General features: G+C 73.0%; 25 protein-coding genes, 3 tRNA genes and 1 riboswitch. Of the genes, 12 read left to right on the top strand and 16 right to left on the bottom strand.

Annotation, left to right across the window (positions count from 1 at the left end; all coding sequences use genetic code 11):
- Positions 1-136 precede the first annotated feature (136 nt).
- The gene (gene tig, locus KR546_RS09690) at positions 137-1,579 is read right to left on the bottom strand and encodes a trigger factor (protein ID WP_238444507.1); all 1,443 of its coding nucleotides are present in this window, start codon (positions 1,577-1,579) and stop codon (positions 137-139) included.
- A gap of 134 nt (positions 1,580-1,713) precedes the next feature.
- Positions 1,714-1,788: transfer RNA gene (locus KR546_RS09695), tRNA-Pro, on the bottom strand.
- Between the two features lie 165 nt (positions 1,789-1,953).
- Here KR546_RS09695 and KR546_RS09700 point away from each other — a divergent pair.
- Positions 1,954-2,024, top strand: a tRNA-Gly gene (locus tag KR546_RS09700).
- A 60-nt stretch (positions 2,025-2,084) separates the two neighbouring features.
- Positions 2,085-2,825 carry a J domain-containing protein gene (locus tag KR546_RS09705; RefSeq protein ID WP_238444508.1) on the top strand — a complete coding sequence of 247 codons (741 nt, stop codon included), beginning with the start codon at positions 2,085-2,087 and terminating at the stop codon, positions 2,823-2,825.
- Positions 2,826-2,836: 11 nt separating this feature from the next.
- Here KR546_RS09705 and KR546_RS09710 read toward each other — a convergent pair whose 3' ends face one another.
- Complete coding sequence (locus tag KR546_RS09710) at positions 2,837-3,142, bottom strand: hypothetical protein (RefSeq protein ID WP_238444509.1); 306 nt, start codon at positions 3,140-3,142, stop codon at positions 2,837-2,839.
- A 176-nt stretch (positions 3,143-3,318) separates the two neighbouring features.
- On the opposite strand from KR546_RS09710, the gene KR546_RS09715 reads away from it, so the two are divergent.
- Both KR546_RS09715 and KR546_RS09720 read left to right on the top strand, forming a co-directional pair.
- A tRNA-Arg gene (locus KR546_RS09715) sits at positions 3,319-3,392 on the top strand.
- Positions 3,393-3,505: 113 nt separating this feature from the next.
- Positions 3,506-4,435, top strand: coding sequence for a LysR family transcriptional regulator (locus KR546_RS09720; protein ID WP_238444510.1), 930 nt, complete (start codon positions 3,506-3,508; stop codon positions 4,433-4,435).
- Here KR546_RS09720 and KR546_RS09725 read toward each other — a convergent pair.
- Both KR546_RS09725 and KR546_RS09730 read right to left on the bottom strand, forming a co-directional pair.
- Positions 4,393-5,628, bottom strand: a complete 1,236-nt coding sequence (locus KR546_RS09725) for a YceH family protein (RefSeq protein ID WP_238444511.1) — start codon at positions 5,626-5,628, stop codon at positions 4,393-4,395. The two genes, KR546_RS09720 and KR546_RS09725, sit on opposite strands and share 43 nt — an antisense overlap.
- A gap of 22 nt (positions 5,629-5,650) precedes the next feature.
- Positions 5,651-5,929, bottom strand: a complete 279-nt coding sequence (locus KR546_RS09730; protein WP_238444512.1) for a 4a-hydroxytetrahydrobiopterin dehydratase — start codon at positions 5,927-5,929, stop codon at positions 5,651-5,653.
- Positions 5,930-6,042: 113 nt separating this feature from the next.
- Between KR546_RS09730 and KR546_RS09735 the strand changes: the two genes are divergently transcribed.
- Positions 6,043-7,311 (top strand): S41 family peptidase, encoded by a 1,269-nt coding sequence (locus tag KR546_RS09735; RefSeq protein WP_238444513.1) that lies wholly within the window; start codon positions 6,043-6,045, stop codon positions 7,309-7,311.
- 9 nt (positions 7,312-7,320) lie between these two features.
- On the opposite strand, the gene KR546_RS09740 is transcribed toward KR546_RS09735, so the two are convergent.
- The 3 genes from KR546_RS09740 to KR546_RS09750 all read right to left on the bottom strand — a co-directional run bounded on the left by KR546_RS09740 (position 7,321) and on the right by KR546_RS09750 (position 10,441).
- Positions 7,321-7,995, bottom strand: coding sequence for an MBL fold metallo-hydrolase (locus tag KR546_RS09740; RefSeq protein ID WP_238444514.1), 675 nt, complete (start codon positions 7,993-7,995; stop codon positions 7,321-7,323).
- A gap of 2 nt (positions 7,996-7,997) precedes the next feature.
- Positions 7,998-9,101, bottom strand: a complete 1,104-nt coding sequence (locus tag KR546_RS09745) for an S-(hydroxymethyl)mycothiol dehydrogenase (RefSeq protein ID WP_238444515.1) — start codon at positions 9,099-9,101, stop codon at positions 7,998-8,000.
- 107 nt (positions 9,102-9,208) lie between these two features.
- Complete coding sequence (locus KR546_RS09750) at positions 9,209-10,441, bottom strand: L,D-transpeptidase family protein (RefSeq protein ID WP_238444516.1); 1,233 nt, start codon at positions 10,439-10,441, stop codon at positions 9,209-9,211.
- A 294-nt stretch (positions 10,442-10,735) separates the two neighbouring features.
- Positions 10,736-10,829, top strand: a riboswitch (glycine riboswitch).
- Positions 10,830-11,035: 206 nt separating this feature from the next.
- Between KR546_RS09750 and gcvT the strand changes: the two genes are divergently transcribed.
- The 3 genes from gcvT to KR546_RS09765 all read left to right on the top strand — a co-directional run bounded on the left by gcvT (position 11,036) and on the right by KR546_RS09765 (position 15,889).
- Positions 11,036-12,187 (top strand): glycine cleavage system aminomethyltransferase GcvT, encoded by a 1,152-nt coding sequence (gene gcvT, locus KR546_RS09755; protein WP_238444517.1) that lies wholly within the window; start codon positions 11,036-11,038, stop codon positions 12,185-12,187.
- A gap of 109 nt (positions 12,188-12,296) precedes the next feature.
- Entirely contained in the window at positions 12,297-15,200 is a 2,904-nt protein-coding gene (gene gcvP, locus KR546_RS09760; RefSeq protein ID WP_238444518.1) for an aminomethyl-transferring glycine dehydrogenase, read from the top strand.
- On the top strand, positions 15,197-15,889 hold the full coding sequence (locus tag KR546_RS09765) for a nucleoside/nucleotide kinase family protein (protein WP_238444519.1): 693 nt from the start codon (positions 15,197-15,199) through the stop codon (positions 15,887-15,889). Before gcvP ends, KR546_RS09765 begins: the two co-directional genes overlap by 4 nt.
- 24 nt (positions 15,890-15,913) lie before the next feature.
- Here KR546_RS09765 and KR546_RS09770 read toward each other — a convergent pair whose 3' ends face one another.
- From KR546_RS09770 to ddaH, 4 genes are all read right to left on the bottom strand, one after another.
- Positions 15,914-16,738: a PIG-L deacetylase family protein gene (locus tag KR546_RS09770; protein ID WP_238444520.1), complete on the bottom strand. Its 825-nt coding sequence runs from the start codon at positions 16,736-16,738 to the stop codon at positions 15,914-15,916.
- Between the two features lie 77 nt (positions 16,739-16,815).
- Entirely contained in the window at positions 16,816-17,193 is a 378-nt protein-coding gene (locus KR546_RS09775; RefSeq protein ID WP_238444521.1) for a sigma factor-like helix-turn-helix DNA-binding protein, read from the bottom strand.
- Between the two features lie 57 nt (positions 17,194-17,250).
- Positions 17,251-18,288, bottom strand: a complete 1,038-nt coding sequence (gene fbp, locus KR546_RS09780; protein WP_238444522.1) for a class 1 fructose-bisphosphatase — start codon at positions 18,286-18,288, stop codon at positions 17,251-17,253.
- A gap of 139 nt (positions 18,289-18,427) precedes the next feature.
- Positions 18,428-19,189 (bottom strand): dimethylargininase, encoded by a 762-nt coding sequence (gene ddaH, locus KR546_RS09785; protein ID WP_238444523.1) that lies wholly within the window; start codon positions 19,187-19,189, stop codon positions 18,428-18,430.
- A 76-nt stretch (positions 19,190-19,265) separates the two neighbouring features.
- Between ddaH and KR546_RS09790 the strand changes: the two genes are divergently transcribed.
- The 3 genes from KR546_RS09790 to KR546_RS09800 all read left to right on the top strand — a co-directional run bounded on the left by KR546_RS09790 (position 19,266) and on the right by KR546_RS09800 (position 22,167).
- Positions 19,266-20,507, top strand: a complete 1,242-nt coding sequence (locus KR546_RS09790; RefSeq protein WP_238444524.1) for an MFS transporter — start codon at positions 19,266-19,268, stop codon at positions 20,505-20,507.
- A gap of 85 nt (positions 20,508-20,592) precedes the next feature.
- On the top strand, positions 20,593-21,246 hold the full coding sequence (locus KR546_RS09795; RefSeq protein WP_238444525.1) for a class I SAM-dependent methyltransferase: 654 nt from the start codon (positions 20,593-20,595) through the stop codon (positions 21,244-21,246).
- A gap of 78 nt (positions 21,247-21,324) precedes the next feature.
- Positions 21,325-22,167: an alpha/beta fold hydrolase gene (locus KR546_RS09800; protein ID WP_238444526.1), complete on the top strand. Its 843-nt coding sequence runs from the start codon at positions 21,325-21,327 to the stop codon at positions 22,165-22,167.
- 27 nt (positions 22,168-22,194) lie between these two features.
- Here KR546_RS09800 and KR546_RS09805 read toward each other — a convergent pair whose 3' ends face one another.
- Genes KR546_RS09805 through KR546_RS09820 form a run of 4 tightly spaced genes read right to left on the bottom strand, consistent with a single transcriptional unit; the run spans position 22,195 to position 24,446 of the window.
- Complete coding sequence (locus KR546_RS09805) at positions 22,195-22,890, bottom strand: hypothetical protein (RefSeq protein ID WP_238444527.1); 696 nt, start codon at positions 22,888-22,890, stop codon at positions 22,195-22,197.
- Complete coding sequence (locus tag KR546_RS09810) at positions 22,880-23,431, bottom strand: RNA polymerase sigma factor (RefSeq protein ID WP_238444528.1); 552 nt, start codon at positions 23,429-23,431, stop codon at positions 22,880-22,882. The genes KR546_RS09805 and KR546_RS09810 overlap by 11 nt, the downstream gene beginning before the upstream one ends.
- 31 nt (positions 23,432-23,462) lie before the next feature.
- Positions 23,463-23,957 carry a superoxide dismutase family protein gene (locus KR546_RS09815; RefSeq protein WP_238444529.1) on the bottom strand — a complete coding sequence of 165 codons (495 nt, stop codon included), beginning with the start codon at positions 23,955-23,957 and terminating at the stop codon, positions 23,463-23,465.
- Between the two features lie 45 nt (positions 23,958-24,002).
- Complete coding sequence (locus KR546_RS09820) at positions 24,003-24,446, bottom strand: hypothetical protein (protein ID WP_238444530.1); 444 nt, start codon at positions 24,444-24,446, stop codon at positions 24,003-24,005.
- Between the two features lie 252 nt (positions 24,447-24,698).
- Here KR546_RS09820 and KR546_RS09825 point away from each other — a divergent pair, with 252 nt between their 5' ends.
- Positions 24,699-26,030, top strand: coding sequence for a DUF2254 domain-containing protein (locus KR546_RS09825; protein WP_238444531.1), 1,332 nt, complete (start codon positions 24,699-24,701; stop codon positions 26,028-26,030).
- Positions 26,031-26,035 lie beyond the last annotated feature (5 nt).

Raw genomic sequence — 26,035 nt, forward strand, 5'->3', positions numbered from 1 at the left:
ACCGACAGTGACAGGTGTCCCGGTCGTGGCCAACCCGTCGCTCGTCAGGGTCGCCGTGGCCCGTGCGAAGGCCATGACGAGGAACACCAGCGGCCCACGTGGAGCCGCTGGTGTGGGTCGTCGCCGGGCCGGGAGGTCAGTCCCGGGTGGCGTCCCCGGCATCGGGGTCGCCGGACGCCCGGTCGTCGGCCCCCTCGCCCCCCTCGTCGGTGTCGTCGGCCGCGTCTGGGTCCTCCGCCAGCCCAAGCTCGACCAGGGTCTCCTGGTCGGGCTCGCCCTCGAGCGTGCCGGCCTCGACGATGGCGTCCAGGGCCTTGCGGCGGGCGATGTCGCCGATCAGGGCGGGCAGCGAGCCCTGCTCCTGGATCATCTGGGCGACCTGCTCCGGGCCCATGCCCATCTGCATCGCGTGACGGCTGATCTCGCGGTTGACGTCGTCGGGCTCGATGTCGACCTCGAGCTGCTCGGCCAGGGTGTCGAGCACGAGCCGGGCCTTGACCGACGCCTCGGCCTGGCCGGTCACCTGCTCCTCCCAGGCCTCGACCTCCATGTCCTGGGTGGCCAGGAGGTCCTCGAAGGTCATCCCGTACTGCTGGGCCTGCTGGGTCAGCTGGGCACGCTGGCCGTCGATCTCGTCGTCGACCATGGCGGGCGGCAGCGGCACCTCGATCGTCGCGAGGTAGGCCTCGAGCAGGCTCCCACGCGCCTCGTGGCGGGCCTCGCTGATCGCCTGGCGCAGCAGGTTGGCACGGACGTCGGCACGCAGCTCCTCGAAGGTGTCGAACTCGCTGGCGGTCGCCGCGAAGTCGTCGTCGAGCGCCGGCAGGGTCTTGGCACGCACGTCGTGGACGGTGACCGTGAACTCGGCCTCCTCGCCGCCGTGCTCGGGGTACTCCTCGGGCAGGTCGTCGACGTAGGTGAACTCGGCGCCGGCCTCGACGCCCACCAGCTCGTCGTCGAGCTTGGCGGTCACGCCCTGCGAACCGACCTCGTAGAGCGCGTCGGTGACGTGGGCGGACTCCAGCTCCTCACCGTCGACGTGGACGGTGAGGTCGATGGTGACGTAGTCGCCGGTGCCGGCGGCACGCTCGACCTCGTCCACCTCGGCGAAGCGCTCGCGCAGTTCCTCGATGCGCTCGTCGACCTCTGCCTCGTCGACCGACCACTCGGGGTGGGTGACCTGGATGCCGGTGTGGTCGGGCAGGTCGATCTCGGGCCGGACCTGGACCTCGGCGGTGAAGGCCGCCCCCTCGGTCTCCGAGAAGGTCTGCATGTCGACCTCGGGCTGCGCGACCGGGACCAGCTCCTCGGCCTCCAGCGCCTCGCGGTACCAGTCGTCGAGGTGGTCCTCCATGGCGTGCTGGGCGACCGCCCCGGCACCGAGGTGCTGCTCGAGCAACCGGCGTGGGGCCTTGCCCTTGCGGAAGCCGGGCAGGTTCACCTGCTGGGCGAGGTGGCGGGCCGCGAGGTCGTGGGCCTTCTTGACGGCCGCGGCGTCGACCTCGACGGTCAGCTTGACGCGGACCGGGTCCAGGGTCTCGACGGATGTCGTGAGGGGGGTGGTGATCGGGCTGGTCATGGCAGGGCTGCCTGTTCGTCGTGCGAGGTGGGTGGCCGGGCCGACCGGGAGCGGGCCGGGCCAGCAGGTGGAGGAAGGGTGGATGGGGGCGTGGTCGGGGCCGGGTGGCCGGACGAGTTCACGCCCGCGTGTCGTCGGGGCGGCCGGATTCGAACCGGCGACCTCCTGCTCCCAAAGCAGGCACGCTAACCAAGCTGCGCCACGCCCCGGTTGCTGCGACCCCCGATGCTATCGCCCCCACCGGTGGCGTCCCGGCGCCCTGCCGGGTCGTTCGGCCCTGCGTGGGCCGTCCCCGGTGCTCGTCGGAGCCGCGGAGCCCGCGTCGGCGCCGGGCGAGTCGGCCGCAGCCGCGCCGCTACCCTGTCCGACGCCCCGCGGGTGTAGCTCAATGGCAGAGCCCCAGCCTTCCAAGCTGGTCATGAGGGTTCGATTCCCTTCACCCGCTCTTCCGCGTGCAGCCGCTCGTCGGCAGCCGGCTCGTCCCTCGACCTGCGGTGGTTGTCCCATGGCCACGATCAGCTTCGACCAGGCCCGGGACCTGCTGGGCGTGGACCGACACGCCTCGCCCGACGAGATCCGGCGCGCCTACCGATCGCTGGCCCGCAAACACCATCCCGACACGGGCGGCGACCTCGCCACGTTCCAGCAGCTGACCGCTGCCGTGGACCTGCTGCTGGACGGGGCCGCGCGCCGCCGACCGACGCCGTCGTCGCCCTCGACCGGCCGGCGGGCCTATCCCTCCACCGGCGTCGACGTGGGCGTCAACGGCAGCCGTGACCGGGTGGACACCTCCCTCCTGGACGGCGCGACCGCGCCGGCTCCCGGCCAGGCGTGGAGCCGCGCCGGCGTGGCGGCCGCGGTGCACGACGCGTTCGACCTGGACTCGTCGGACCCGGTGGTGGGGGTCAGCCGGGCGCCCCGGTCGCTGCTGAACCGGGTCGTGCGCCACCTCTCCGACGACCTGCTGTCGCGCTGGGAGGTGGGGGGCGCGACCCGCCGCGGTCGGACCGGTCGTGACCTCGAGGTCGTCGCGACCTTCCCGCCGGGGGGCCGCAAGCGCGTCGATCGTGCGAGCCTGCCGCCGGGCTGGTCCACGACCCGCAACCCCGCCGGCACCGAGTCGACCTGCGTGGTCCGCCCCGACGAGGACCCCGCCGTCACGGCCGTGGTCGTGGCCGACGTGCTCGCGGACTTCTGCACGGCCATGGACTGGCCCCTGGAGACGTGGCGGCGCCCGACGGAGTGACCACCGGCTGGTTAGCGGCGCTCCTGCGCGGGGTCGAGCGATGCGGGCGCGTCCAGCCAGTCCGCGACCCACCACGTCGTCATGGACAGCCCCAGCGTCGCGACCGTTGCCTCCACGACCATCCAGGCCCACCACGGGTCGAGGCCGCCCTCGGGACCACGCGGCAGCACCCAGTAGGCCGCAGCGAAGGGCACGATCCACACGCCGGCGACGAGCAGCAGCCACGCGACGGTCCGCAGGGCAGCGATGCCGACCCGGCGCCACGGCAGACCCGACGGGATCGTCGAGCCCGCCGTCGCCCTGTCCGTGGTGTGCATGACCGACCACCAACCCCCGGGTCGCTGCATCTCCATCATGCACGGTCGGCGAACCCGGCGCAACGGGTGGATCCCGGGTGCCGACGGGTTCGTTCGCCCTCGAGCACCGGGGCCCCTCCCCCTGCTCGTGGCCCGACCGACCACGACACACCGGGGGTCTACCCTTCCCCTCGCACGCGCCCGTAGCTCAGCTGGACAGAGCAGCGGCCTTCTAATCCGCGGGTCGGAGGTTCGAATCCTCCCGGGCGCGCCGTGCCTCCCCGGGAGGCCCTCCACCCCAGAGGATCAACGCGGAGTGATCGTCACGTCGAGCGCGACAGTCCTGTGCCATACTCGTCACCGGGGCTGACGAACGGGGCGACGATGCTGGACCTGCGACGACTTCGGCTGCTCCGGGAGCTGTCCCGCCGGGGAACGCTGGCCAAGGTCGCCCAGTCGTTGTCCTACTCCCCCAGTGCGGTGTCCCAGCAGCTCAGCAAGCTGCAGGAGGAGGTGGGCGTGACGTTGCTGGAGCCCGACGGGCGGGGCGTGGCACTCACCCCGGAGGCCCGGCTGCTGGTCCGCCACACCGACGCGGTGTTCGCCCGCCTCGAGCAGGCCGAGTCCGAGCTGGCCGCCGCCGGCAACCACGTCACCGGCACGCTGCGGGTGGGCACCTTCCAGAGCGTCGCCCACGCGCTGCTGCCCGACGCCCTGGACATCCTGGCCCAGCGCCACCCCCGGCTGCGGGTCGAGGCCTGGGTGCTGGAGCCGGCCGAGTCCGTGCCCGCGGTCATCACCGAGGACCTCGACGTCGCCGTGGACGAGGAGTACCCCAACCGCGCCGCCGCTCCCGACGAGCAGCTCGACCGACAGCTCGCGCTGGACGACCCCCTGCAGCTGGTGGTGCCGGCTGCATGGGGCCCGGCCACGGTGCTGGAGGACATGGCCGAGCGGCCGTGGGTGTTCGAGCCGCGTGGCACGATGGCGCACGCCTGGTCGGTGGCCTTCTGTCGCGACGCGGGCTTCGAGCCCGACGTCCGGTTCGCGTTCAACGACCTGGTCCTGCGCCTGCGCTTCGCCAGCACCGGCCACGCCGCGACGATCCTGCCCGCCCTGGCCGGGGCAGCCGCCGCCCCCGACGTCCTGGTCCGCCCCCTGCCCCGCAGTCCGGTGCGCCGCATCTCGACGGTCGTTCGCCGCGGACGGGTCATCCACCCCGCGATCGGGGCGTTCCGGACGGCCCTGCGCGAGTCGGCCGACCGGTTCGCTCAGAACACCGGCAGGCAGTCGGCGGCGAAGGTGGCCCGGTAGAGGACCCGCAGGCCCGCCATGCTCCCGTGACGGCGGCGCAGGACGTCCAGCCCGACGGTCGTCGCGACCGCCACGACCTCGTCGGGGACGTCGACGTCGAGGCCGGCCACGCTGCGGTCCAGGTCGTCGAGGTGGACCGCCTGCTCGACGATCCGGGTGGCGAGGTAGTCGTCGAAGCGGATCGACAGGCCGGCGTACGCCGCGATGACCCGGTCGGGTTCGACGGTCGGCACCCGCGTCGCCAGCGCGTCCAGCCGCGCGCGGGCCGTGCGCACGAGGTGGTCGTGGCCGACCGCCGCGACCGCGGCACCACGGTCACGGATCGCGCGGTGGTCGTCGTCGGTGAGGCTGTCCGCGAGGTCGGCGACGTAGTGGGCGGCGCTGGTGAAGTCCGGTGGTCCCCCGGACTGGTCGAGGTCGTCGTCGAGTTCGTCGTCGAGTTCGTCGTCGAGGTACTCGCCGACGAGCCACACGGCTCCGCGGGCGAGGTGGCCCGCGAGGCTGGCCACGGTCTGGCCCTCGAGCACCGACAGCTGGTCCCAGGCAGCCCCGACGGCCGGGTCCGCGATCGCTGCCACGACTGCCTCGGCGCCGGCGACCCAGGTCGCGGCCATCGTCGAGCCGCCGGTCGGCGCCGACGCGCTGGCCGCGGCGGGCGTCGCCTCGTCACCGTCCTCGCCGGGATGGTCACCCAGCAGGTGGAGCCAGCGGGACTCCTTCTGGCCCGGGCCACGGGCCAGCTCCCGTGCCAGTGCCGGACTGCGCGTGGACAGCCCCGCCAGGACGTCGCCGACCTCCTCGACCGTCGCGAAGTCGTGCTGGCGGCCGGTTCGGGTGCGCAGCTCGCCCGGCGTCTGGGCCCCTCGCAGGGCCAGCACCGACAGCACCGCGGTCTGCGCGTCGTCGAGCTCGAGTTCGTCGGGGACGGCGTGGCGGAACTTCGTGACCCGGTCGCCCGGGTTGCGCACGGGCCGGGCGAGCCGGCGGTCGCGCAGGCTCAGCAGGGCCGACTGCACCTCCTGCTCGGTCACGTCCATCACGGGGTCGCGGCTGGACGTCTGGTTGCAGGCGTTGCGCAGGGCGTTGAGCGTCAGCGGGTAGGACGCCGGCGTCGTGGCCTCCTTCTCGACCAGGCAGCCCAGCACCCGGACCTCGATGGGTGAGAGGTCGCCCGTGACCGTGCCGTCGTCCATGGAGCCTCCTGCGTGCGTGCCGTCACCCGGCGGGTGCGGTCACCCCGTCGATCCACGCCGCGAGGTCGACGTCCTTGTCGGTGACCGACGAGTCGGCGTCGTGGGTGACCAGCGACACCTTCACCGTGCCCCACCCGACCGTGATGTCGGGGTGGTGGTTGCGACGTTGTGCCTCCAGCCCGATCCGGACCGTCAGCGCCATCGCGGCACCGTAGTCGTCCACCTCGATGGTGCGATGGATGCCGTCGTCGTCCAGCTCCCAGTCGAGCAGTTCCTCGCGTACGCGGTCGAGCGGATCCATGGGGGTTCCTCGTCGTCGGGTCGTCGGTGCCATGGTGGTGGCCGCTCCGCCTCCCCGCAATCGACCACCGGTCCACACCTAGGATCGGGCCAGCGAGGATCGGGGGCGACGGGATGGGACGTGGCAGGGTCCTCGTCGCCGTGGTCGTGCTGGCCACGGTGTCGGCCGGCTGCAGCGACGAGGGGCCCAGCAGCACGGGAACGACGTCGCCGACCGCCACCTCCACGAGTCGAGACCCGACGACGAGCGCGGCCCCGGCGACGGAGTCGGTGGCGGAGGCCTCGGTCGTCGCCGCCCGGCGCGCGGACCTCGCGACGGTCACGGAGCTGTTCGAAACCCGCCACGTCGCGCCCCTCGACCTCGGCCCGGAGCTTCCCGACGACGCCGAGTTGGCCGCGATGGACGAGCCCGCGTTCCTGGCGACGGTGATGGACGCCACGGCCGGCCGTGCCCGCGACGGTCACAGCGGCGTGTTCCCCCTCGCCCAGCCGGACATGCAGCTGTGGCCGCTGCAGCTGTACCCCTTCGCGGACGGGTGGCGGGTGGTCGCCGCACTCCCCGGCCACGACGACCTGGTCGGCCGGGAGGTGACGGCCATCGGCGGCCGCGAGCCAGACGCCACGGCCGACCTGGTCGCACCGCTGGTGCCACGCGACAACGACGCCAGCCTGCGCGGACGCCTCCCCCAGTACCTCGTCGTCCCGGAGGTGCTCGCCGGCGTGGGACTCGCCCCGACCCTCGAGCTCGACGGGCAGGACGTGGCGCTCGACCCGGTGCCGGCCCGGGACTACGCCACCCACTTCGACCTGTTCGACCCACTGGTGTGCCCGGGGCTGCCGAGCGAGGTCCCGACGTGGGACGTCCGGACGGTCGATGACGCCGTGGTGGTCCGGTGGGGTCGCGTCGTGTTCCGGCTGGACGGTCGTTCCCACCGGGAGTTCGTCGACGAGGTGGCCACGACGATCGAGTCGGCCGACCCGGCGCGCGTGGTCCTGGACCTGCGGGACAACCCCGGCGGTGAACTGCCCGCGAACGCGCCGTTGGTGGACCTGCTGCAGGACGTCACGGCCGACGACCCCGATGCGCTCCGCATCCTGGTCGGACGGTGCACGTTCTCGGCAGCCGCGTTGATGGCCGCCGAACTTCGCACCACCACGGACGCGCGACTGCTGGGCGAGACGATGGGAGGCGCACCGGGGCTGTGGGCCGACGCCCGCCTCCACCGCCTGCCCGAGTCCGGGATCCAGGTGCACGTCGCGACCGGCGCCTACGGCGACATGGACCGGCCGGCCGCCACCGTCGTCGACCGGGAGGTGCCGGTGCGGTGGGACGACCACGCGGCCGGACGCGACCCGACCCTGGCCGCGGCATTGCAGCCCTGACGGCGGGTGTCAGCCGTCGCGGTCGGTCGTGCCCGGGGCGGTGTCCTGCGCGCCGAGCTCGTCGGCGATCGCCTGCTCGATCCCGGGGCGCTCGGCGCCGATCGTGGTCGAGGGACCATGGCCGGTGTGGACCACCGTGTCGTCGGGCAGGTCCAGCAGGCGGTGCCGGATCGACTGGAGGATCTGTGGACGTGACGAGAACGACCGACCGGTCGCCCCGGCGCCACCCTCGAACAGGGTGTCGCCGGTGAAGACCTGGCCCCCGCCACCCATGCCGTCGACGAGCACGCACGAGCCCGGCGAGTGGCCGGGGGCGTGGCGCACGACCAGCGAGCCACCGGCGACGTCCATCACCAGCCCGTGCTCCAGGTCACCGTCGGGCTCGCGATCGGGGTGGACCGCGTCCCACAGCATCCGGTCCTCGGGATGCAACCAGATCGGTGCGTCCACGGCATCGGCGAGGTCGACCGCGGCGTTGACGTGGTCGTTGTGGCCGTGGGTGCACACGATGGCGACCACGATCCGGTCGCCGACGGCCTCCACGATCGGGCCGGCGTCGTGGGGTGCGTCGACGACCACGACCTCCTCGGCGTCGCCGACCAGCCAGACGTTGTTGGTGACGTCGAAGTCCTGCCCGTCCAGGGAGAACACGCCGTCGATCTCGATGCGTTCGTGGTCCAGCATCCTCAGCTCCCCTCGCGACCGGGCATCGACACGACCGAGCGCAGCACCTCGCCACGCTCCATCCGGTGGAAGGCCTCCTCGACGTCGTCGAGGCCGATCACCTCGCTGACGAACCCGTCGAGGTCGAAGCGGCCCTGCTGGTACAGCGACGTCAGCATCGGGAAGTCCCGCTCGGGCAGGCAGTCGCCGTACCAGGAGGGCTTCAGTGCTCCGCCACGCCCGAAGAAGTCGATCATCGGGATGTCGGGCAGCGCCATGTCGGGCGTGGGGACGCCGACCTGCACCACCGTGCCGGCCAGGTCCCGGGCATAGAACGCCTGCTCGAGCACCTCGGGCCGGCCGACCGCCTCGACGACGATGTCCGTCCCGAACCCATCGGTCAGCTCCCGGATCGCCTCGACCGGGTCGGTCTCGGCGGCGTTGACCGTGTGGGTCGCACCGAAGCCGCGGGCCCACTCGAGCTTGGTGTCGTCGACGTCGACGGCGATGATCGTGTGGGCGCCGACCAGGGCGGCACCGGCGATCGCGGCGTCACCGACGCCACCACAGCCGAAGACGGCGATCGAGTCGGCGCTGGTCACGCCACCGGTGTTGACCGCGGCACCGAAGCCGGCCATGACGCCACAGCCGAGCAGCCCGACCGCCTCGGGTCGTGCCTGCGGGACCTTGGTCGCCTGGCCGGCCGCGACCAGGGTCTGTTCCACGAACGCCCCGATGCCCAGTGCGGGGGTCAGCGGCGTGCCGTCCTCCAGCGTCATGGACTGTTCGGCGTTGTGGGTCGCGAAGCAGTTGCGGACCACGCCCTTGCGACAGGCGCGGCACTCGCCACACACGGCCCGCCAGTTCAGCACCACGAAGTCGCCCGGGGCGACCCGGGTGACGTCCGGTCCGACCGACTCGACCACGCCGGCCGCCTCGTGACCCAGCAGGAACGGGAACTCGTCGTTGATCCCGCCTTCGCGGTAGTGCAGGTCGGTGTGGCACACGCCACAGGCCTGCACGTCGACGCGGACCTCCCCCGGGCCGGGATCGGGGACGACCACGTCGACCAACTCGACGGGTGCTCCCTCGGTCCGGGCGACGACTCCCTTGACGGTGTTGGACATGCCTCGTACTCCTCGAACGCGTCGACGGGCGCCGTTGCGGCGCCCGTCGTCGAGGATAGGAGGTGGCCCACGCCCGACCCGTGGCCGGTCGTCGCCCCCGGCTCGGCCTACCCGGTGGGGATGAAGGTGTGGGTGCCACCGTAGATGCGGACCTGGGTGCCGTTGGGCACCTGGGCGCCCAGCCACTTGGCGTCGGCCCGGGTCAGCCGCGTGCAGCCGTGGCTGGCCTCGTACGCCGGCACGCTGTTGGACCCGTGGATCGCCCAGCCCTTGTAGAAGTACAGCGGGTCGTACAGGATCCCGAGGTCGGCTTCGCGGATGCCCTCGATGCGACGCTCGATCACGAAGTCCCCAACCGGGGTCTTGGCGTTGGCGGTGCCACCGGACGAGGTCGCGTACTGCTCGCCGTTGCCACTGCTGGTCGGCATCGTGCGGACGCGGGTGCCGTTCTTGACCAGGTGGATGACCTGGGCCGACAGGTCGATCTCGATCCGCGTGCTGTTGCCGCCCTTCAGGGACGGCTGCTTCGGGTTGCGCAGCGCGGCCGAGGTGTCGGGTCCCAGCGAGCCGTCACGGGAGATGCCGTTGACCTTCTGGAAGGCCACGAGCGCGGACGTGAACGCGTCGCCGGCCTCGCCGTCGACCTCGCCGAGGTAGTAGCCCTGGTCGCGCAGGACCTTCTGTGCGTCGCTGACCGACATGACGCCCTCGCCGTCGTCGACCGGCTCGTCGTCCTCGCCCTCGGACTCGGACTCCTCGTCCTCCTCGGGCTCCGGCTCGGGTTCCGGCTTCGGCTTGGCGTCGTCGGACTCCAGCGCCTTGGTCGTCTGGTCGCCGATGACCCCGTCGACCTCCAGCCCGTTGACCTCCTGGAACTCCTCGACCGCGGCCTTCGTCTTGGGCCCGACGTCGCCGTCGATGCCGCCGTCGTAGTACCCGAGCTCCTTGAGGATCTCCTGGGCGTCCTTGTTGGCCGCGATCTCGTCGAGGCGCTCCTGCTCCTCGACCAGGTCCCGGGCAGCCTGGCGGGCACTGCGCTTGGCGTCGCGCTGGGCCTCGGCAGCGGCCATGACGACCGCCCGGTCGCGCGCGACCACCTTGGCGTCCTGGCGCGCGGTCATGGCGGCCTCGGCCTCGGCCAGCCGCTCGGCACCGACCGCGAGGACCTGCGCCCCGACGGCGTCCACGGACGACCCACCCAGGGCGACCGGCTGCGCCGCGACGGGTTCCGCCTGCACGGCGGACCCGGCCTGCGACGACGCACCGGACGCAGCGCCGCATCCGGACAGCAGGAGCCCTGCCACGGCCAGTGCCGCGGCGGCTCGGGGGGAGATCGGCATCAGGATCCTCGAAAGGGGTTCAGATCGGTCAGCGGTCCGACTGGCGGGGGGACTCGACGGGACGACCGCAGTCGCGTCTCGAGTGCCCCTCGCGGTCGGTTCTGCACTGTACAGGTGGGCCACGCCGCAGGCGACGGGCCGGACGGGACGATGGCCCACCACTGCTGGGACCGAAGTCCCACGAGAGTCCCCGACGCGAGGAGGAGGACTCCGACCGACCCCCGGCCCGACACCCGGCCACGGGTCCGCCGCGGCCCGGGCGCGGTGCAGTAGCCTCGTCGCAAACCGAACAGCCGTGCACACCCGGGAGAGACCGTCCTCGAGACGGCGCCGAAGGGGCATCCCACCTCCCACCAAACTCTCAGGCACCCAGGACCGGGTCGTGCTGGCACCTCTGGAAAGCGACCACAGGCGTGGTCCGCCGACGGTGCAACTCCCGCCCGCCACGCGGCCGGGACGAACCTCTCAGGCCCCGGCCCCCGGCCGGCGATGACAGAGCGGGAGGGCGACTCCGAGCACGTCCCGGTCGCCCGGGCAGCCACCCGCTCCGGGTCCGACCCGACCACCCGCCATCGCCCCACCAGGAGGCCCGACGTGGGCACCCCCGACGTCTCGTCCGGCGGCACGAGCGGCACGCCGCTCCGCCGCACCCCCCTGCACGACCACCACGTCGCCGCCGACGCCCGGATGGTCGACTTCGCGGGGTGGTCGATGCCACTGTCGTACGACTCCCCCATGGCCGAGCACCTGCACTGCCGCGATGCGGCGGGCCTGTTCGACGTCGGCCACATGCTGGTCATCGACCTGGTCGGACCCGACGCCGCCGCCGCGCTCGAGGCCCTGACCCCCTCGACGCTGACCGACCTGGCACCCGGACGGTCGCGCTACCTCGTGCTGACCACCGAGGCCGGCGGCGTCGTCGACGACCTGATCGCCACCCGCCTGGCCGACGACCGTGTCCGGGTCGTCGCCAACGCCGCACGCGCCGAGGTCGACCTCGACCACCTCGTCGGCCACCTCGACTCCGACGTCACGGTCACGCCGCGCGACGAGCTGGGCGTGCTGGCCCTGCAGGGCCCCGACGCCGCCGCGGTGCTGGCAGACCTGGGCGAGGACACCGCGGACCTGTCCTTCCTGGACGGACGCCCGACGGGCCTGGCGGGGGGCGCCGACGACCTCGACTGCTGGCTGTCGCGCGGGGGCTACACCGGCGAGGACGGCTTCGAGGTGATCGCCGACGCCGCGACCCGTCGCCGGCTGGCGGACGCCCTGCTGGCGGACGAGCGGGTCCGCTGGGTCGGGCTGGCCGCGCGCGACTCGCTGCGCCTGGAGGCCGGGCTGTGCCTGTACGGCCAGGACCTCGACACCGAGACCACCCCGGTCGAGGCCGGGCTGACCTGGACGATCCCCAAGGACCAGCGGGCTGCCCCGAGCTGCCCCGGCGGCGAGGTGCTCGCCCGCCAGCTGGCCGACGGGCCACCACGCCGCCTGGTCGGCCTGGCGGTGACCGGACGCCGGCCGGTGCGACCCGGGGCCCACCTCGCACTGGTCGAGGAAGACCGGCGCCGCGACGTCGGCGCGGTCACCTCGGGCGGCTGGGGCCCGACCGTCGACGGTCCCGTGGCCATGGGCTACGTGACCCCCGACGTGGCGACCGGCGACGACCTGGTCGCCGACGTCCGCGGCAACGACGTCGAGGTCACGATCGTCCGGCTGCCCCACGTCCCCCACCAGTACCGCCGGTGACGCGGCCACGACGGGCCTCGGCCACCGACCACTGCCCGAGGTTCCCCGCCACCCGCCAACTCCACACCGCCTGCCGTTCCCTCCCCGTCCGGACCACCCGGAGACCGCGATGACCACGACACTGTCCGCGCCCGTGACCGCCACGACGCTGCCCGACGGGTTCCCCCGCCGGCACGTCGGGCCCGACGACGCCCAGGTCGCCACCATGCTGGCCCGGCTGGGCCACGACTCGCTCGACGCCCTCATGGCCGCGGCGCTGCCCGAGGGCATCGACCACCGTGGCCGGGCCGACCTGCCGCCGGCGCGCTCCGAGGCAGCGGTGCTGGCCGCGCTGCGTGAGCAGGCGTCGCGGACGACCCCCGGCACGCCACTGATCGGCATGGGCTACCACCCGACCGTCACGCCGGCCGTGATCCGCCGCAACGTGCTGGAGAACCCCGCCTGGTACACCGCCTACACGCCGTACCAGGCCGAGATCTCGCAGGGGCGGCTGGAGGCGCTGCTGCACTTCCAGACGATGGTGTGCGACCTGACCGGGCTCGACCTGGCCAACGCGTCCCTGCTGGACGAGGCCACGGCGGCGGCCGAGGCGGTGGCGCTGGCACACCGGGCGACCCGGGGTCGCCACGACACGGTCGCGGTCGACGCCGACGTCCACCCCCAGACCCTGGCCGTGGTCACCACGCGGGCGGAGGCCCTCGGGCTGGACGTACGCACGGTCGACCTCGACCACGACGACCCGGCCGAGCAGCTGGCAGACACCTTCGGACTGGTCGTGCAGTACCCCGGGTCGTCCGGACAGGTCCGAGACGTGACCGCATGGACCGACGCCGCGGACGACGCCGGTGCCGTCGCGATCGCGGCGTGCGACCCGCTCGCGCTCCTGCTGCTGGCCGCGCCGGGCGACCTGGGCTTCCAGGTCGCGGTCGGGTCGACCCAGCGGTTCGGCGTCCCGCTGTGGTACGGCGGACCGCACGCCGGCTTCATCGCCGTCACCGAGCGCCATCGACGGATGCTGCCCGGCCGCCTGGTCGGGGTCTCGGTGGACGCCGACGGCAACGCCGGGCTGCGCCTGGCCCTGCAGACCCGCGAGCAGCACATCCGTCGGGAGCGGGCGACCTCCAACATCTGCACGGCCCAGTCGCTGCCGGCGATCGCGTCGGTGGCCTACGCGATCTTCCACGGGCCGTCGGGCCTGCGACGGATCGCCCGCGAGGTCCACGACGCGACCAGCCTGCTGGTCGGGCACCTGCGCGCCATGGACCTCGACGTCGTCACGACACGGTGGTTCGACACCGTGACCGTGGCCGTGGACGACGCCGCGGCGGTCCACGCCGCCGCCCGTGCGGACGACCTGGAGCTGCGCGAGGTCGACGCGGGCCACGTCGGGATCGCGTTCGGCGAGGGTGCCGACGCCGCGCTGGTGGCCCGGGTCGTGACGGCCGTCGCGACCGGGATGGGCCGCCGACCCACCGACGAGGTGGAGCCGCCGGCGTCGCCGCTGGGCGACCAGCCCGACCGTGACGTGCTCGACCACCGGGTCTTCCACGACGCCCACGCCGAGACCGAGCTGATGCGGCTGCTGCGCCGCTGGTCCGACCGCGACCTCGCGCTGGACCGCTCGATGATCCCGCTGGGATCGTGCACCATGAAGCTCAACGCCGCGGCGGAGCTCGAGCCGATCTCGTGGCCGGAGTTCGCCGACCTGCACCCGTTCGTGCCACCGGAACGCGCCGCGGGCCTGCACGAGGTGATCGACGACCTGCGGACCTGGCTGGCCGAGCTGACCGGCTTCGCGCAGGTCTCGCTCCAGCCCAACGCCGGCTCGCAGGGCGAGTTCGCCGGCCTGCTGGCGATCCGGCGGTACCACGAGGCCAACGGCGACCCGCAGCGCACGGTCGTGCTGATCCCGGCGTCCGCCCACGGCACCAATGCCGCCTCGGCCGCGATGGCGGGCCTGGACGTCGAGGTCGTCGCCTGCGACGACGACGGCAACGTCGACCTGGACGACCTGCGGGCACGGTGCGAGCGCCACGCCGACGACCTGGCCGGGCTGATGGTGACCTATCCGTCCACCCACGGCGTGTTCGAGACCGCGATCACCACGATGATCGAGGCGGTGCACGAGGCCGGCGGCCAGGTCTACTTCGACGGCGCCAACCTCAACGCGCTGGTGGGGTGGGTGCGACCGGGCGACCTGGGCGCCGACGTGGCCCACCTGAACCTCCACAAGACCTTCGCGATCCCGCACGGCGGCGGTGGTCCCGGCGTCGGCCCGATCGGGGTCGCCGAGCACCTCGTCGAGTTCCTGCCGACCCACCCGGTGGTGGTCCCCGAGACCGGCGGCACCCCCGACGCCACGACCATTGCGGCAGCCCCGTGGGGCTCGGCCGGCATCCTCACCATCTCGTGGGCCTACCTCGCGATGATGGGGGGCGACGGGCTGGAGGCCGCGACCGCGGTGGCGGTCCTGGCCGCCAACGACCTCGCACACCGGCTCGAGGAGTCCTTCCCGGTGCTGTACCGGGGACGCAACGGCCTGGTCGCCCACGAGTGCATCGTCGACCTCCGCGCCATCACGGACCGGACCGGGGTCACCAACGAGGACGTCGCGAAGCGCCTGATCGACCACGGCTTCCATGCGCCGACCATGTCCTTCCCCGTCCCCGGGACCCTCATGGTCGAGCCGACCGAGTCCGAGTCGCTGCGCGAGATGGACCGGTTCGTGGACGCGATGACGGCGATCCGCGTCGAGATCGGCGAGGTCGAGGACGGCGGGACCAGCGTCGAGGACTCGCCCCTGCGGCACGCCCCCCACACGGCGGCGGTCGTGACGGCCGACACGTGGGACCGGGCCTACCCACGCTCGAGGGCAGCGTTCCCGCTCGGCCCGGAATCGATGGCCGACAAGTACTGGCCGCCGATCGGTCGGATCGACAACGCCGCCGGTGACCGCAACCCGATCTGTGCCTGCCCCCCGATGACCGAGTGGCAGGACCTGGTCGAGGCGTGAGCGGACGACGAGCCGCCACCCTGGCGACGATCGCGGACGCGGTGGTCGCCGCGGCCGGAGGCGACGGTCCGCTCCGCGTCGGGGTGGACGGCGTCGACGGGTCCGGCAAGACCCACTTCGCCGACGAGCTCGCCGCAGTGCTGGCCCAGCGCGACCTCGCGGTCGCCCGCGCCAGCATCGACGGCTTCCACCGTCCCGCGGCCGCGCGGTACCGGCGTGGCCGGACCTCGCCCGAGGGCTTCTACCACGACTCCTACGACCTCGACGCGCTGCGGGGGCTCCTGCTCGACCCCCTGGCACCCGGTGGCGACCGGCAGGTCGTTCGTGCGATCCACGACGTCGACGCCGAGCGACCGGTCCCCCACGTGGTCGAGGACCTCTCCGGAGTCCGGGTGGTGGTCGTCGACGGGATCTTCCTGCACCGCCCCGAGCTCCGTGACAGCTGGGACTTCACGGTGTTCCTCGACGTCGACTTCGCGGTGTCGGTGGCCCGGATGGCCGGCCGGGACGGAGGTGACCCGTCCCGCGACAGCCCGTCGAACCGACGCTACGTCGAGGGCCAGCGGCTCTACCTGGCCGGGTGCGACCCGCGACGCCGGGCCACCGTCGTGGTGGACAACGACGACCTCGCGGACGCCCACCTGGTCCCCGCGACCGCACGGGACGCCCCGCTGGACGGGGACGGATGACGCCCCGCACGACGGTGACGGGATCTACGAACCGGGTCCCAGGTCCGCGAACACGTCCTGCAGCCGGGGCGTGCCGGGCACCCAGTCCGGCCAGGCCATGACGAAGTGGCTGGCGCCCGCGGCCCAGCGCCAGCCCTCGGGAGTCTGTTCGCTCCATGGCGGTGCCCACTGGGTGCGGTGCTCCCGGAAGGCGGCCTCGACGACCTCGACGTGCTCGAGTTGGTCGACGGAGCAGGCGATCGTCTCGTCGGGCACGCCCCGCAGGTCGTACACCCGCGTCGGGTCGTGGGGCCGACGACCCGCCGCCTCGAGCCACGCGTTGTGGCGGTCCAGCGCCGACTGCGGCACGGCGGCGTGGAGCAGCCGGCGGAACCCCGGCCCGTCGTCGCCGGCGAAACGCAGGAAGGCGTCCGTGGTGGCGCGCCCGACCGCCACGTGGTCGGGATGGCCGCTGATCCCGTCGGGTCCCGCCGACACGACGACGTCGGGGCGCTCGGTGGCGAACACCGTCGCGATGCGGTCCGCGAGCAGCCCGTCCGGCAGGTCGGCGAGTCCGCCGTCGGGAAGTCCGAACCACTCGTGGCGATCCGGCTCGCGACCGACCACGCGCCAGCCCGCGCGATCCTCCTCGCGTCGCACCGCACCCAGCGTGGCCCGCGTGGCCCCACTGCCCGGTGCGATCTCGCCGGCCTCGCCGTCGGTGGCGTGCACCAGCACGAACCGCAGCCCGGGATCGTCCCGCAGGCCGGCCACGATGCCGACGACACCCATGACGTCGTCGTCGGGATGGGCGGCCACGAAGGCCAGGACCCGACGCCCGTCGTGCGCCCCCGGGCCCCGATCGTCCATGCCCATGGGATCCACGGACGTGCCACCTGCGTCGCGGTCGTTTGCTCGCCGAAGCCTGCTCGGTGGAGCAAGAGTTGTCAATGGGCGCTGTCGACGTCATCGCCGCGGCGGCGGGCGGCTGCCAGGAGGCTCGACACGCGCTGGCGCGTCACGCCGAACAGGTCGGCGATCTCGGCCATCGTGAGTCCCTCCTCACGCAGGGCCTCCGCCTGCACCCCGCGGAGATGGGCCCCCGAATCCTGCAGGCTGGCGAGGTTGGCGCTGACCAGCTCGACGATGCGGGGTCCGGGCTCGCGACGCATCAACTCGGCCACGGAGACGTCCGCGTCGAGCTGGTCGAGCAGGCGCTGGGCACGACGCTGGATGGCGTCGTTGCGCTGCGTGTTGTCCTCGGCGACAGCCTGGATCGCCTCCAGCGCTGCGACCAGGCGGTCGTGTGGGGAGTCGTCATCCATGGTGCGGAGGCTGCTGGCGAAGGGGGCGGCTGTCAAGGACGCACCGACGTCGTGACGTCACGGCCCGGGGGCCGCGTCGACCATGTCCTGCAGGCGTTCCACCAGCCCACGGTGGCCGAGGAACACCGGTGTGCGCTGGTGGATGGTGGTCGGGACCACGTCCAGCAACGGCTGGTGGCCGTCGGACCCCAGGCCGCCGGCCTGCTCGGCGAGGAAGGCCAGGGGCGCACCCTCGTAGACCATCCGCAGCTTGCCGTCCGGCAGTCCGGTCTCGGCCGGGTAGCCGTAGATGCCGCCGTGCAGGAGGTTGCGGTGGAAGTCGGCCACGGCCGAGCCGATGTAGCGCTGGGACAGCTGGGGCGTGTCCGGCCGTTCGAGCCAGGCCACGAAGTCCCCGATGCCCTGGTCCCACAGGGGCGACGAGGCGTGGTTGAAGCTGTAGTACGCCGGCGTGTCGGGATGGTGCATGTCGGCCCAGGTCAGCACGAACTCGCCCACCTCGGGGTCCAGCGTGAAGGCGTGGACGCCGTCGCCGGTGCTGAGCACCAGGACGGTCGACGTGCCGTAGAGGACGTAGCCCGCCGCGACCAGGTCACGCCCGGGACGCAGCCAGTCACCGTCGTCGGGTGGGCCGTCCGGGTCGCTGAGCCGGGGGTAGATCCCGAAGATCGTGCCGATGCTGACGTTGGAGTCGATGTTGGACGAGCCGTCCAACGGGTCGTGCACCACCACGTAGGTCCCGGTGCCGTCGACGATGGTCGGCTCGGGTCGCTCCTCGGACACGATCGCGCAGACCCGTCCTCCCCGGCGCAGCAGCGACGTCACGACGTCGTCGGCGTACAGGTCCAGGGCCTTCTGCTCCTCGCCCTGGGGGTTGATCACCCCCGAGGCCCCCATCAGTTCGGTCAGCCCCGCCCGCCGGGTGCGGTTGGAGATCAGCTTGCCCGCCAGCGCGAGGTCGTAGAGCAACGCGGTCAGGTCACCGCTGGCCCCCTCGGGACGGCGGTCCTGCAGGAACTGCTCGATCGTGACCAGTTCCGCGACGGCATCGGCGCCGACCGGTGGTGCCGGGGGATCCCGGTCGAGCTCGTCCATGGCGCTGGCCTTCCGGCGGTGGGCACAGCGACGAATGGTTCGATGATCGTCGCGGAGGCGACAGCGGTCGCACGATCCAGCCTAGGAAGCACGACCAGTCGCGTCTGCCCGCCCGGCGGCGGGGCCGTCCGGTCGCGGGTCAGTCGCGCAGGCGGATCGACAGGCAGGTCACGCACCCCTCGAGCTTGGTGAACTCCCCGACGTCGACCGTCACGACGTCCAGTCCCCGGTCGGCCAACAGGGCCATGGTCCGTGGGGCGCCCGTGGCCATCAGCACGGTGCCGGGGTCCAGCACCACGACGTGGGCGCCCGGTTCCTCAGGGACCGGGAGGAAGGACGGGAACAGCTCCGGGGTGTCCACCAGCGGCGCGTGGCCGATCACGGTGCCGTCGGGCAGCGCGGTCACCGCCGACTTCAGGTGCAGGACCCGCGTGACCGGCACGGCGACCACGCTGGCCCCGAGCGGTTCGAGGTGGCCGGCCAGCTGGGTGATGCCGGCAGCGTTGGTGCGGCCGCCCTCGCCGACGTAGACGGTCCGCCCCACCTGCATGACGTCGCCACCGTCAAGCGTCGCCGGGGCGGCCAGCCGGACCGTTCGCAGGCCGGCGGCCTCCAGCGCCGCCGCGGTCCCGGCCGTCTCGGGACGTCGCTGGGGTGCTCCGGGGCGGGTCACCACGGCCAGGTCACCGTGCACGATCGCCGAGTCCTCCACGAACACCGCGTCCGGGCAGTCGTCGGCGGGCTCGACCTCGACCGTCGTCCAGCCGCTGGCGTCGAGGGCGGCCACGTAACCTTCCCACTGCCGCCGTGCGAGGTCGAGGTCCACCGGCACCCGGTCGACATGGGTGACCAGGCCCTCGGCGAGCCGAGGACCCGGGCGGCGGACCAGCGCGGTGGGCATGCGGCCAGCATGCCCGACCGACACGACCAGCGCGTCCGAACCGCCGGCACCGGCGCCCGATCCACCGGGAGTCCCGATGACCGACACCACCTCGACCGAGCGTGACGACCCCCGGACCCGGTCGGCGTCCCGACGACTGGTCGGCGCGCTGACGCTCACCAAGTTCGGTGACCGGATCGTGGACCCCAAGACGGTCCTGGCATGGTTCCTGGAGACGGTCGGCGCGCCCGTGGCGCTGACCGGCCTGCTCGTGCCGATCCGCGAGTCCGGGGCGCTCCTCCCCCAGGCGTCGATCTCGCCGTGGGTCGCCGCCCACGAACGACGCACCCGGGTGTGGGTGCTGGGTGCCATCGGCCAGGCCCTCGCCGCGGCCGGGATGGGTGCCGTCGCCGCCACGCTGACCGGGACGGCCGCGGGCGTGGCGATCCTGGTCCTGCTCGCGGTGTTCGCCCTGGCCCGGTCGCTGTGCTCGCTCAGCATCAAGGACGTGATGGGGCGGACCATCCCGCCGGGCCGACGTGGCCGGGTCAGCGGGTGGGCCGACTCGGCGTCCGGCCTGGCGGCGCTGACCCTGGGGTTCGGCCTGCGCAACGTCGAGGGGGCTGCTGCCACCACGTTCGCCTGGCTGCTCGTCGGGGGCGCGGTCCTGTGGGTGCTGGCGATCGCCGTGCTGGTCGGCATCGACGAGCCGGCGGCCGCGGATCGCGAGGCCAACATCGAGTCCCTGGGCGACGCGGTCGGGCTGCTCCGCGACGACGCCGACTTCCGCCACTTCGTGATCGCACGCACGCTGCTGCTGGCCTCGGCCCTGACACCGCCGTTCGTCGTCGCGCTCGCCGTCGACGCCACCGGCAACGACATCGCCGGCCTCGGACCGTTCGTGATCGCGGCAGGGCTGGCGTCCCTCCTCGGTGGGCGGGCCTGGGGGCGGTTCGCCGACACCTCCAGCCGGACGGTGATGGCGATCGCTGCCGGTACCGCCTCGGTCGTCGTGGTGGTGGTCCTGGTCGTGGACCGGATCGGCGCCACGAGCCTGTGGCCGTGGGTCACGCTGTACTTCCTGCTCTCGCTGGTGCACACGGGCGCCCGGGTCGGCCGGTCCACCTACGTCGTCGAGCTGGGCGACCGCGGTGCCCGCACCAGCTACGTGGCGGTCTCCAACACGGTCATGGGCCTGCTCCTGCTGGCCGTCGGCGGGGTCACGGCGCTGCTGGCCATGCTCGGCACGGAGCTGGCGCTGCTGGCGCTGGCCCTGCTGGGGGCGTCCGGGGTCGTGGTGTCGCTGCGGCTGCCCGAGACGGGGATCGGCGCGGAGTGACTCCGTGGTTCGGCAGAAGCCGACATCGGTACCGCCTGCCCCGGGTTCGACCTAGGGTGGTGGACGCAAGCCGAGGAGGTGGTTCGTGGCGAGCTGCTGCCACGCGGACGAGTACTCGTCGCTGTTCGGTGGCGGCGAGGCGACCAGGCGTGCCTGGCTGTTCCGCCACGTCGGGCTGCACGGCTCGGCGCGTCGGGCTGCCGAGTTCGCCGCGAACGCCGGTGACGGCGACGCGACCCTGCTGGAGGTCGGAGGCGGGCTGGGCGAGATCCAGGTGGCGCTGCTCGAACAGGACCGCGTGGCGACGGCCACGAGCGTGGACCTGTCGACCGGGTGGGAGGATCGCGCCGTCGAACTGCTCGTCGAGCGTGGGCTGGCCGACCGGGTCGAGCGCCGCGTGGGCGACGTCGTCGACGACGTCGAGGACCTGCCGGTCGCCGACCTGGTCGTCGCCCACCGGGTGCTGTGCTGCTACCCGCACTGGCAACGCATGGTGGACGCGCTCCTGGCGCTGACCCGGCGTCGCCTGGTCGTGACCCTCCCGGTGGACCGTCGCCGGACCCGGGCCTTCATCGGGATCGGCAACCGGTTCATGGCACGCAGTGGACGGGCGTTCCGGGCCTTCGTCCATCCGGTGGACGACGTGCTGGCCCATGCCGCCGCGGCCGGGTTCGTCGTGGTTGACGACGACGCCGGCCTGGCCTGGCGGACGATCGCCCTGGAGCCACGAGGGACCTGAGAGATCGGCCGACGGGGGGCCGGGGGAGGAATGACGATGGGTGGGCGACGACGGGTTGCGGAGGACGACGAGCGGTCGATGCGACAGCCGGACGGGCGGTCGCTGACCTGGGCCCAGTTCGGTGACCCGGACGGTCGGCCGATCGTGGTGACCGACGGTGCCGGGTCGCGCCTGCAGGGTCGCCTGGCCCACGCCTGGGCGGCCGATCACGGCATTCGTGTCCTCACGCCCGACCGACCCGGATTCTTTGGCTCCACGGACATGCCGGACGCGACGTTCGCCAGCGTGGCCGACGACGTGACCGCGCTGCTCGACCACCTGGGGCTGGACCGTGCCGGCGTGTTCGCCCTGTCGGGTGGCACGGCCTTCGGATGCGCCGTGGCCGCCCGCCACCCGGACCGGGTCGCCGCGCTCGGCCTGCTCGGCCCGATCGCCCCCCTCGAGGAGGTCGGTGGTCGTGCGGGCATGGACCGGGCATCGGCCCTCGCCTTCCTGCTCGGTCGCCATGCCCCGTTCGCGCTCTCGGGCATGCTCCGCATGATCCGGTGGCAGACCCGCCGCGACCTCGACCGGGCCGCCGAGCAGTTCACCCGGATGCGCCCGGGCCCGGACCAGGAGGTCATCCGCCGCCCCGACGCCTGGCCGATCCTGCGCACGAGCTTCCCCGACATCTCCCAGTCGCCGACGGCCGCCGCCCGGGAGTTCGGCCTGATGACGCGGCCGTGGGGCTTCGACCCGGCCGACATCGCGGTGCCGACGCATGTCTGGGCGGGTGGCGTGGACACGGTGCATCCGCCCCACCACGCCCAGTGGCTGGCCGAGACCATCCCGGGCGCGACCCTGGAGGTCCGTGACGACACGGCGATCTTCGGCTTCCTCGACGACTACCCGACGATCCTCGACACCCTCGCGCCGGACTGACGGCACCACTGCGCGGCCGGGCGACGCTCACCCGGCGTTCACGGCACCCCCGATGCCCAGCACCAGGTTGAGGACCACGAGGGCCCCGAACACCCCGACCACGGCCATCAGGATCATGGTCCATCGTGGCATCGGACGACCCGTCGTCGCCGCCCGGTACGCGACTCCCGCCAGTGGCAGGCCCAGGAAGGTCACGCCGTGGAGGACCCCCATGGCGAGCAGGAGCCCGCCGACCCGTTCCAGGCCCTGGTCCAGCTGTGCCGCCCACGTCGCCGTCACCGGCACGGTCGGCGCGAAGGACGTGCTCATCAGGGTGATCCCCACGAAGACGAGGTTCCATGCCAGGTCGAGCAGCGGCGCGAGCCGGGACGCTGCCTCGACCGAGCCTCCCAGGCAGGCCGCGAGGAAGTCGCTGCCGACACGGTCCAACAGTGGCCGGATCCCCACGACCAGCCCGAGCATGACGAGCGTCTCGACGACCTCGAGCAGGCGCCAGTCCAGGAACCACCCGAGCGGTCCCCGTTGGAGCGCGACCAGGCCGATCGCCACGGCCGCGACGACCACGATCGCGAGGATCCGCCGACGGCGGCGTCGGCGAACGACGTCGGCGGAGATGGCGGCGCGCACCCGGTCGAGCAGGTCGTCCGACGGCCGGGTGTCCAGGTCCGCCATGACGCCACGCACCCGGTCGTCGACCCGCAACGGCCGCTCGTCAGGCTCCATCGCGGGTGCCTTCCAGTCGTTGTTCGAGCGTGGCCATCGCACGGCGGACGTGGGTCTTGACGGTGTTGGGCGAGATCCCGAGCGTGGCGGCGATCTCCCGCTCGGACAGACCCAGGTGGTAGCGCAGCACCAGGCAGTCCCGCTGGCGTCGGGGCAGGGCCTGCAGGGCCATGACCACCAGCGACGACTCCCGCTGGCTGGCCAGGCGCTCCACCACGCCGGTGTCGAGTGCCTCGGGGGCCGGGTCGGGTGGCTGGGTGGCGTGGTGGCGACGCGACATCAGGCCCCGGCGATTGTGGTCCCGACACAGGTTCAGCAGGATCGATCGGAGGTAGGCCGCCGCCGCGTCCGGATCACGGATCCGTCGCCGGGTCCGGTGGAAGCGGATGAATGCCTCCTGGACGAGGTCCTCGGCGGCGTTGCGGTCCTCGGTGAACAACCGGGCCAGCCGGACCAGGGAGGTTCCCTCGCTCCGGAACAACTCCTCGACCCGGGGGACGGACGCGTGGGTCGCGGAGGCCGACGATCCGGCCTCCGCCACCCCGGCGCCCCCGCCCCGCACGCCGGCCCAGTCAGGACAGGTCGAGGCACGCCAGCCGAACGGCCGGGTTGTCGGGCCAATGGATGACCACCGCCCGTGCGTCGGCTCGTGCGACGTGGTCATGGACCGCCTGGCCCATGCCCACCCCGGCCGCGTTGGTCGTGATCGTGGGCCAGATCTCGTTGATCGCGTCGACCGCGCCACCCACCTCGTGCTGGTAGTGGCCCCCGCCGGGCGGGGTGCTGTCACACCCCGCGGCGTGGACGTGGACGCCGTACGTCGCGTCCGGCTCGAGGCCGGACACGTGCACCCGGACACGGGTCGTTGCGGTCGCCGGGCTGCGCACCATCGTGGCATGGCCGACGATGTCGTAGCCCAGGTCGCCGCCGCCGGCGAGCGTGGTGAAGGTGCCGCGGGTGACGGTCGCGGCCTGGTCGGCGGACACGGCGGTCGTGGGGACGAGCAGGGCGAGCAGCAGCAGTGCCGCGCCGAGCAGTCGGATGGTCGGTCGGGTCGTTGACGTCATGGACTTCTCCGTTCGGTGTCACCGGGCCCTGGGGGCCGATGACGATCAGGCGTCGGCCGACCCCGGACGGGGTCGGTGCGGGAGGTCGAAGTCGGACCCCTGCGTGGGGGGCTGGTCGAGGCTCGCCGTGCGACCCATGCCCAGCAGCCTCCCGACCACCGGCAGCGACAGCACGTTGAAGCCGTGCAGCACCCCCATCAGGACCAGCAGTCCACCGATCCGCAACGTCGTGGCCTGGAGCTGTGCCCCACCCACCGTGGCGCTCCACAGGGGATCCTTGGTGAACTGCACGACGAACATCACGTACGCGCCGAACACCAGGTAGTAGGCGAAGTCCATCAGCACCAGGTAGCTCGTGCCGGTTCGCGGGTTCTGTCGGAACACGTCCCCCGCATAGGCCCGACCGAACCGCTTGATGAGCGGCCCCAGGACCACGATGATCGCCACCAGCACCACGGCCGTGACCAGTTCCAGCTGCCACCAGGCCATCGCCACTCCCTCCGTCCGGATCCCTGCCTCCACCCAGACAGACGATCGAGTCCGCCCGACGGGTGACATGACGGTCGGGATCCCGACGCCGACGCGCGCTCCCCGACCGCCCCCTCCCCCGCGGACGACCACGAGTCGTGCGCACCGTCCCCGTTCGGCACCGTCAGGCGACCATCGCCCGCTGAGCCACCCACGTCAACCGCGACGGACGACGGCGGTCGTCGAGATCCTGCGACGGATAGCGTCGACGCCATGGACACCCTCCGGCTCTGGGCCACCCATCGGCTCCAGCAACTGCGCTCGTCGCTGTGGGTGATCCCGGCGTTCGGGGTGGCGCTCGGGCTGGCAGCCGCGCTGCTGCTGGCCCCACTGGGCGACACCGGGGCGTGGCTGCTGCCGCTGTTCGTGGGGTCCGCGGACAGCGCCCGCAGCGTCCTGTCGGTGATCGCGGGGTCGACCATGACCGTCACGTCACTGACGTTCTCCCTGACGGTGGTGGCCCTGCAGGTCGCGTCCGGACAGTTCACGCCACGCCTCATGCGCTCGTTCCTGGCCGACCGGGGCAACAAGGTCGTGCTGGCGATCTTCCTCGGCACGTTCACGCTGTCGCTGGTGCTCCTGCAGGCGGTCCAGGGCGAGACCGACCGGTTCGCCCTGTCGGTGCCGACGCTGGGCGTCAGCGTGGCGATCATCGCCGCCCTGGCCTCGATCATCGCGCTGGTCTACTTCATCCACCACCTCACCCAGCAACTGCGCATCGACCGGGTCATGGCACGGGTCGGCGACCAGACGGTGGCCGCGATCGAGGCGACCTTCCGCCCCGCGCGGCTCGACGACGACGTCGACGAGGTCGAGCTCCCGGACGACGTCACGGTGGTCCCGGCTCCTCGCACCGGCCACCTGGACGACTTCGACGCCGACGCGATGCTGGACGCGGCCGCCGACGCCGGCCTGTCGGTCCGCCTCCGTCCCGTGGTGGGTGCCTTCGTGACCGGCGACACCACCCTGGCCTGGGCCTGGCGGCCCGACGGTGGCACCGTCGACGTCGACGAGGCCCGGCGCGTGGTGGTCGAGCACGTCGTGCTGGCGACCGATCGGAGCCTCGGCCACGACCCGTCGTTCGGCATCCGCCAGCTGGTCGACATCGGGACGCGAGCACTGTCTCCCGGCGTGAACGACCCGACCACGGCGGTCCAGGCGATCCAGCACCTCACCAGGATCCTGCGCACCATGGCGGGCCACGACCTGGGCACGCTCGTGCGTGCACGCGACGACGTCACCGTGATGATCCCTCGTCCCAACTTCGCCGACCACCTCGCCATGGCGGTCAACCAGCTGCTCCACTACGGCCGCCACGACGCCGAGGTGCTCCGGGCGCTGGCGCAGCTCGTCCGCGACGTCGCGGAGGGCGTGACGGGACCGACCCGACACGAGGCCCTGGCCACGCAGTTGGGGCGCATCGCACGAACCGTGGGCGACGCCGACATGGACGACGTCGAGCGCGCACCGGTCGACGACGCGATCCAGGTGGCCCGGGACGTGCTGGGAGGGCAGGACGCCGGCGCGGACCCACACGCCAGCTGACCTGG

It is taken from the genome of Salsipaludibacter albus (genome assembly GCF_019798055.1).
GTDB classification, from domain to species: Bacteria; Actinomycetota; Nitriliruptoria; order Nitriliruptorales; family Nitriliruptoraceae; genus Salsipaludibacter; species Salsipaludibacter albus.

Bases quoted from the DNA above. Each gene is read 5' to 3' on its own strand.
- KR546_RS09775 (WP_238444521.1), bottom strand. From the start codon at position 17,193: ATGGATGACGACTCCCCACACGACCGCCTGGTCGCAGCGCTGGAGGCG.
- KR546_RS09770 (WP_238444520.1), bottom strand. From the start codon at position 16,738: ATGGACGATCGGGGCCCGGGGGCGCACGACGGGCGTCGGGTCCTGGCC.
- KR546_RS09730 (WP_238444512.1), bottom strand. From the start codon at position 5,929: ATGGATCCGCTCGACCGCGTACGCGAGGAACTGCTCGACTGGGAGCTG.
- KR546_RS09740 (WP_238444514.1), bottom strand. From the start codon at position 7,995: ATGCTGGACCACGAACGCATCGAGATCGACGGCGTGTTCTCCCTGGAC.
- KR546_RS09805 (WP_238444527.1), bottom strand. From the start codon at position 22,890: ATGGAGCCTGACGAGCGGCCGTTGCGGGTCGACGACCGGGTGCGTGGC.
- KR546_RS09705 (WP_238444508.1), top strand. From the start codon at position 2,085: ATGGCCACGATCAGCTTCGACCAGGCCCGGGACCTGCTGGGCGTGGAC.
- KR546_RS09725 (WP_238444511.1), bottom strand. From the start codon at position 5,628: ATGGACGACGGCACGGTCACGGGCGACCTCTCACCCATCGAGGTCCGG.
- KR546_RS09720 (WP_238444510.1), top strand. From the start codon at position 3,506: ATGCTGGACCTGCGACGACTTCGGCTGCTCCGGGAGCTGTCCCGCCGG.
- fbp (WP_238444522.1), bottom strand. From the start codon at position 18,288: ATGGACGAGCTCGACCGGGATCCCCCGGCACCACCGGTCGGCGCCGAT.
- KR546_RS09825 (WP_238444531.1), top strand. From the start codon at position 24,699: ATGGACACCCTCCGGCTCTGGGCCACCCATCGGCTCCAGCAACTGCGC.
- gcvP (WP_238444518.1), top strand. From the start codon at position 12,297: ATGACCACGACACTGTCCGCGCCCGTGACCGCCACGACGCTGCCCGAC.
- KR546_RS09735 (WP_238444513.1), top strand. From the start codon at position 6,043: ATGGGACGTGGCAGGGTCCTCGTCGCCGTGGTCGTGCTGGCCACGGTG.
- KR546_RS09815 (WP_238444529.1), bottom strand. From the start codon at position 23,957: ATGACGTCAACGACCCGACCGACCATCCGACTGCTCGGCGCGGCACTG.
- KR546_RS09790 (WP_238444524.1), top strand. From the start codon at position 19,266: ATGACCGACACCACCTCGACCGAGCGTGACGACCCCCGGACCCGGTCG.
- KR546_RS09750 (WP_238444516.1), bottom strand. From the start codon at position 10,441: ATGCCGATCTCCCCCCGAGCCGCCGCGGCACTGGCCGTGGCAGGGCTC.
- ddaH (WP_238444523.1), bottom strand. From the start codon at position 19,189: ATGCCCACCGCGCTGGTCCGCCGCCCGGGTCCTCGGCTCGCCGAGGGC.
- KR546_RS09820 (WP_238444530.1), bottom strand. From the start codon at position 24,446: ATGGCCTGGTGGCAGCTGGAACTGGTCACGGCCGTGGTGCTGGTGGCG.
- KR546_RS09800 (WP_238444526.1), top strand. From the start codon at position 21,325: ATGCGACAGCCGGACGGGCGGTCGCTGACCTGGGCCCAGTTCGGTGAC.
- KR546_RS09710 (WP_238444509.1), bottom strand. From the start codon at position 3,142: ATGCACACCACGGACAGGGCGACGGCGGGCTCGACGATCCCGTCGGGT.
- tig (WP_238444507.1), bottom strand. From the start codon at position 1,579: ATGACCAGCCCGATCACCACCCCCCTCACGACATCCGTCGAGACCCTG.
- KR546_RS09745 (WP_238444515.1), bottom strand. From the start codon at position 9,101: ATGTCCAACACCGTCAAGGGAGTCGTCGCCCGGACCGAGGGAGCACCC.